We start from the raw sequence: 5,635 nt of genomic DNA, 5'->3' as shown, positions 1-5,635 counted from the left end.
CCCATAAATTATAAAGTATACGTCTAAGATCATCATTAATAAATTCAATCCGTATTCTTCTGCCCCTGTCCAAGAAGCCGATAAGAAGTAAATTAGGTTAGTATAAAAGGCAGTTGTAGAACTCAGCTTTACACCTAAGCCTAACAGAAGACTTATACCAAAGCTTATTTCTCCTATCATGACTAGAATACCAGTGAGTATAGGATGGGGAAAAGCTACAGCGTATAAGAATCCCCTAATTATTGAGCCTTGTGAAAAGTATTGTATGGTCAATCCGACGTATTGATTAGAGTTAGGGTTTAGGAATCCAGGGTTAAGTAGCTTACCTATAACTCCTGCATAAAGCCATATTGAAGCTAAGGATATCCTCACAATAGTGTTCCAAATTTCGTCAGAAGTGAAAACCCTACTCACCTATCATCACTTCATTTATACGTTTAGATATTACGTAAATGTAATATAATGATATAGATGATATAATTACTCCTATTAAAACTGGAGACGCTAACATGAAGGCTTGCAATATCCCCCCAGTCCAGGCTCCAAATAAGAAAGTTCCGTATTTCCACGCTAATCCCTTGGTAATTGGTAACGTGGCTGACGATAGATAAAGTAGGGAATTTATTGCTGTTGGCGTTAAACAACATATTCCAGCTATAGTGCCTATAGAAGGTACGGAGGCAGTTAGGAAACCACCCGTAACGTTTAAGCCATAGATTCTAAGAGTTTTAGGGATGGGGAAATTATAAAGATTTAATGAAACGTATATTAGCGATATAATGTAGTATGAGAGTATGAGGGAAAGGGTTAGGAATATGTCTACAAGAGTTCCAAAAACTAGGAGTAGTGGATTTAAGACGAGGTAAGTATTGCCTATTAAATTTATCACGTTAATACCATAACCTTCGTAACTCGTAACTGTAAGAGAAGTGAAATAGGAATCTACGTTTATCCCGGGTATAATTAAAATCCCAGAGGTTATCATAAAGGAGATTAAGTATGAAATAAAATAGGTTAATACTAGTAACTTACCTATCTTATCTTTGAGGATAGCCCTTATAACGCTTCTAACCCTCATTGGACCTCTGATTAGGATAAACCTATTCCCCTTCCTATTATACAAGATTGTCCCTATAATTAATGATAGAATTAGGCTGACAATAGAGAATGTAAGGAAGGGATAAAGAAATGTAGCTTGTCCAGTATCTGATAAGGGAGAGTACCACAATTCCAAAATTCTTATACCATTAACTATTATTGGTAAAATTACGGTAGCATCAAAGAATATGAAAAAATAGAAAATAGGATTGATTGCCTTCCTCATCTTATCACCTAACAGTGTAATCCAGTCACTGGAGGTAACAGGACGTTATTTACTAAATAGTTACCCGTTGAAACTTGAACTGGCAATGCTATTGCTGGGGCAGTGGTTAAAGGAACTTCATATGCTACACTTAAAGAGGATAGGGATATTAGGACTATAATACCCCCAGTCTGAAAATTACCGTGGATTATCACGAACGCATAGCTTCCTCCAGGGGTTAAACCTATCTCAGCTAATCCTGGGGAAGAAGTCTGAGGCAAAGTTATGTTCTTCACTACGTTAAATGATGAAGTGGAGATGACTACTACTTGATTAGCATTTGATGGGGCTTCTAAATAATATTCACCATTAGGTGTGAACACACCTCTTTGGGGAACTAAGCTTCCGGGCATCTTCACAATCCCTAATAAAGTTAAGTTTGGAAGAGAATAGAAACCTATAGAATTATTGCCAGCATACTCAACTGCTAACATGTTGCCTTGAGTATTTGGGCTTAACATGTAAGGCTGGGAACCTGGTGAGGCTGATAACACTTTAATTACTTCTCCACTTGTAGCATTTATTTCATCTACACTATTGTTAAACCTCATTGGGACTAGTATTATATCTGGATTGGCTGGATCCCATCTTATATCGCACGGATAGTACGTCCTTCCAGTAGGTGAAACGAATTTTTGACTCCACATAACTTGTAAGGTGTTAGCGTTGATAACTTCTACTACTCCAGACGGACCATCAGCTATTGCGATATATCTCATATCTGGGGAATAAGCGACTCCAATAAACCCAATTGAGTTGCCCACTGTGAAGCTTTTTATTACCTTCATATTTGAAGTATTGAAAGCATACACTGTACCATTATTTAACGGCATTAAAACTATTTGGTTCAGGTTTATCATGGAGTTGTAAGGTAATTCCTCCCAGTAATAGACTTGTGTCGGTACATTAGTTGAAACGTTAATAACGTGTTGGAAGCCTAGAAATGAAGACGATGTAGAGAATGGATTCACTATCATTCCGATACCTTTTTGTGTCAAGACGAGGAAATAGAAGTTATTGTTTACTGGCGTTGACGTTGATGTAGAGGAAGTAATAGTAGGTGTAATTGTTGTAGTGGTTGAGGGTTTTAACATTAAATAAGCTGCTCCAAAACCTATAGCTATTATAACCAAGAACCCTATCAAGAGGAGTAGTTTATAATTCATATCTTGTGTTAAATAATTAGTGCATAAAAATCTAACCTATTTATAAACCCATTTTTTCATTTTTGTGCAAAATTATAGATTAAGTTATCTTATTCCTTAGTTAATAGAACCCTCCTTCTTGAGTATCTGAGTAGGGGAGATAATAAGAAGGTTACGAATAAGAGATACAATTAGCCTTATGATTCCCTTATCCCTCCCCACTCTACCTTCTTGGAAGGTATGAGATAGGTTTAAAAATTATATGCCTTCTCCCCCGCCCTAAAGGGCAAGGTTTTCCTCACCTTTGTAAGTCAGAGAAGAGCCTAGGCAGGAACTTCATAAGGTGACTTATCAAGTTTTAAAAGAAGGATTTAGTCTTCATCACAAGCCTGATTTCTTCTAGGTTTTTAAAATAAGTTCCTTATTAAACACTATTTCATTTATTAACTTAAAAATAGGTTGCACTAATTTGTATGATTTATATACCTTTTAATGCAATATAATAAACAGAAATGATTGTTAAGCTAAACATTAACGATTACAGTCCTATCCTAGACGTGGAGAAGTACGGAAGATTATTTTTATTGAGAGAGGTGAAGAAGCTCGACTTCGGTTATTCTGCTAAGATGAGTATACTAAAGAAAAATTTTAATGTCTTAGTAAACGTTAAAAGCGATTCCATAAGCATAATAGAAAATGATGGAAGATTTTACATAAATGTAAAATTTAATAAAAAAGGAGAAGCTGAGATAAACGTCAATGCCTCGCCAGTCTTACGTTTAGCTTTATCCGCCATAGAGTTGAAGATAGCCAAGAACTTAGAGGAGTACGCAAAGTATATTTGTAAAACGGTAACAGTAGTTAACAAGAGTAGTAATAATTTTATTCTTGAGTTATTTAGAACTAAACCCGTAAAGACGATTGACTTAAGGGGGACTGTTTGTCCAGTACCAGAGATTGAGGCTAAGAAAGCTATAATGAGCTCTAAGCCCTACGATCCGATAGAAGTATTAGTAGATCATCCTGGAGCAATAATTTACACCTTACCGGAGGTGGCTAAAATTTTCAACTGCAGATACGAGGTGAGGAACATGGGAGATTATGCTTCTTTTATATTCATTTGTGGTAAAATAGAGAGTGACTCATTAAAAATTGACTTAAACGATGTGAAAAATATTATGAGAGATGAGAAACAAATAGCTAAATTATATACTTATTTCGATAAGATTATCAAGCAAGATAAGGTAAACAAGATCACTAATGATCTATTTAACGTAGAAGGCTTAAAATTAATAGTAGCCTCTCCAGAGGGTAGAGGATGGCTTTTTACGGGTCTGTTTAAGGACGGCAAATTATTGTCTGCTAGGTTAGAATCTGACAACGTAAGATTATTTGATGAAGAAGCCTTTTATTACATAATGGGACTAGAGGGCATGATTAACGTTTATTATTTAACACACGAAGGTTAAAAAACTAGTACTGCTTTAGATTCTGAACTCTTAAGGGCAAACTCTGAGACTCCACTAATCTTAACCTTAAACAAGAGATCTTCTTCCTTTATACCTTTTACCTTCATACCAAATTCACAGGCTACTATTTCAACATCATCCTCTCCCAACTCTAACAAGTTGTCGATATAATACTTTAATGGTTTAGCGTTTGGCAATGAAATTTTTTCAACCTCTCTTGTTAAAGCCTTTAACGCGTCCATTGTGAAGAACATGTAAACTCTACTTCCTGCTGAAACATAACCAATAGCGGTTATGAATCCCATGTACAATTTTTCTAATTCTCCAGAGACCATAAAGAAAGAATATAGTTCACGCAAGAACCTTCACCCTCACATATTTAACAAAGGAATACCAGAACCACATTAGACATGCTATTACCGAAGTATAACCAGCTAACCTAACAAACATGTTTCCACCTATTATTGAATTACCTATTACGAATAGTCCCATTATCTCTAAGGCTATAGCTATTGGAGATATGAGGTCAATGACACCAAAAGATGATTTAACGTTCTCAGCTTGCTGTACTATTTTAACTAAGTTATACCAGAATAATGACAAACCTACAAATACTAAGAAATAACATATCCATAAGGTTGCGGTTAAATATCCCTCAAATTGTTGTGGAATTACGTAAACTGCTAAGTTTCCATTAGATAAGGCTAGACTATTTGAACTAGTTAGATAAATTTCAGAGAACTTATACCAACCTATAGCGAATAATGACAAAACGATTGGAGCTAGGAGTCTCCTAACTGTCTGCATTTCTCATAACCTCTCTTGAACCTTAACTGCTAAATAAACTCCGCCTAGCATTCCAAAAAGGAATATAATCCCATCGTAACCTAGTTGTGTGAAATTTGTCCACATCAAACCTACATTACATCCTAAAGCCATTCTAACACCTATGCCCACTAAAACTCCACCTAAAAAGCCTATTAACAATCTCTTCTTCTCCCTAGGAATTCTTATCTTGAAGTCTCCACTTAAGTAAGAGGACAGGAAAGCTCCTACACATAGCATGACTACCATTAATACACTAGGGTCAACTATCGGTAATGAGTCATTAAACCAAGGAGTATTCAAAAAGAGATGAACATTACCCAACATTAATAAATACTCAAAGAACCTTCCACCATCTGAGGAAGTAATAACTAAGTAGTTGAAAGTATATCCTGCCCCTATTATGAAAACCATAATCATATCCAAGGCTAGAATTATGGTTGATAAGTTAGTCCCATAGGGCTTTCTAAGGAGCAACATATCCTTAGCCTCTTGACTTAATTTAACCTTTTGTGAAGGCACAGTTGGAAATGGAAGATTTCCAAAGGATTTGATAGCTGATAAGGATGGTAAGCCAAATCCGCTACGCCCCCATTTCATCTTCGTATAACGTTGCAAGTATAAACCTATTCCTATAAGGGGTATTCCGAAAATAAAAGCCGTTATGAGGACAGATGTATCAGACACGTTATGAAACAATAGATAAGGAACGTACTCTATGTAACCACCAGAGGTCGTAGATAGTATTCCCTTTTCCATAGTGACCAATTGGAATGGCCATATTCCTATTGCGAAAATATAAGTACCAATCATCATACCAAATAACTCTATCC

Annotated in this window: 6 protein-coding genes and 1 pseudogene; 1 reads left to right on the top strand and 6 read right to left on the bottom strand. The window is 35.8% G+C overall.

Translation table 11 applies throughout. The features are described from left to right. From DMP16_RS07495 to DMP16_RS07485, 3 genes are all read right to left on the bottom strand, one after another. Window positions 1-414, bottom strand: a 414-nt coding sequence (locus DMP16_RS07495; protein WP_255446832.1) for a TQO small subunit DoxD, incomplete at its 3' end; no start/stop codon positions are given. Next, entirely contained in the window at window positions 407-1,324 is a 918-nt protein-coding gene (locus tag DMP16_RS11025; protein ID WP_069284202.1) for a hypothetical protein, read from the bottom strand. The genes DMP16_RS07495 and DMP16_RS11025, both read right to left, overlap by 8 nt. Before the next feature lie 8 nt (window positions 1,325-1,332). After that, window positions 1,333-2,529 (bottom strand): YncE family protein, encoded by a 1,197-nt coding sequence (locus DMP16_RS07485; RefSeq protein WP_143577045.1) that lies wholly within the window; start codon window positions 2,527-2,529, stop codon window positions 1,333-1,335. A gap of 491 nt (window positions 2,530-3,020) precedes the next feature. On the opposite strand from DMP16_RS07485, the gene DMP16_RS07480 reads away from it, so the two are divergent. Then, entirely contained in the window at window positions 3,021-3,977 is a 957-nt protein-coding gene (locus DMP16_RS07480) for a sulfurtransferase TusA family protein (protein WP_069284200.1), read from the top strand. Here the strand turns inward: DMP16_RS07480 and DMP16_RS07475 are convergent. From DMP16_RS07475 to DMP16_RS07465, 3 genes and pseudogenes are all read right to left on the bottom strand, one after another. Further along, window positions 3,974-4,336, bottom strand: coding sequence for a DsrE family protein (locus DMP16_RS07475; protein ID WP_069284199.1), 363 nt, complete (start codon window positions 4,334-4,336; stop codon window positions 3,974-3,976). The genes DMP16_RS07480 and DMP16_RS07475 overlap by 4 nt on opposite strands. A gap of 196 nt (window positions 4,337-4,532) precedes the next feature. Next, window positions 4,533-4,784, bottom strand: a pseudogene (locus DMP16_RS11020) (hypothetical protein); the annotation flags it as partial. 3 nt (window positions 4,785-4,787) lie between these two features. Beyond that, window positions 4,788-5,635, bottom strand: an 848-nt coding sequence (locus DMP16_RS07465; RefSeq protein ID WP_143577044.1) for a YeeE/YedE thiosulfate transporter family protein, incomplete at its 5' end; no start/stop codon positions are given.

This window comes from Sulfolobus sp. B1, from assembly GCF_007050195.1.
Lineage (GTDB): Archaea > Thermoproteota > Thermoprotei_A > Sulfolobales > Sulfolobaceae > Saccharolobus.
The sequence above is the reverse complement of the archived record's forward strand: the minus strand, read 5'-3'. Positions and strand labels throughout refer to the sequence as shown.

Coding starts and splice junctions, on each gene's coding strand:
- DMP16_RS11025 (WP_069284202.1), bottom strand. CDS start 1,324: ATGAGGAAGGCAATCAATCCTATTTTCTATTTTTTCATATTCTTTGAT.
- DMP16_RS07485 (WP_143577045.1), bottom strand. CDS start 2,529: ATGAATTATAAACTACTCCTCTTGATAGGGTTCTTGGTTATAATAGCT.
- DMP16_RS07480 (WP_069284200.1), top strand. CDS start 3,021: ATGATTGTTAAGCTAAACATTAACGATTACAGTCCTATCCTAGACGTG.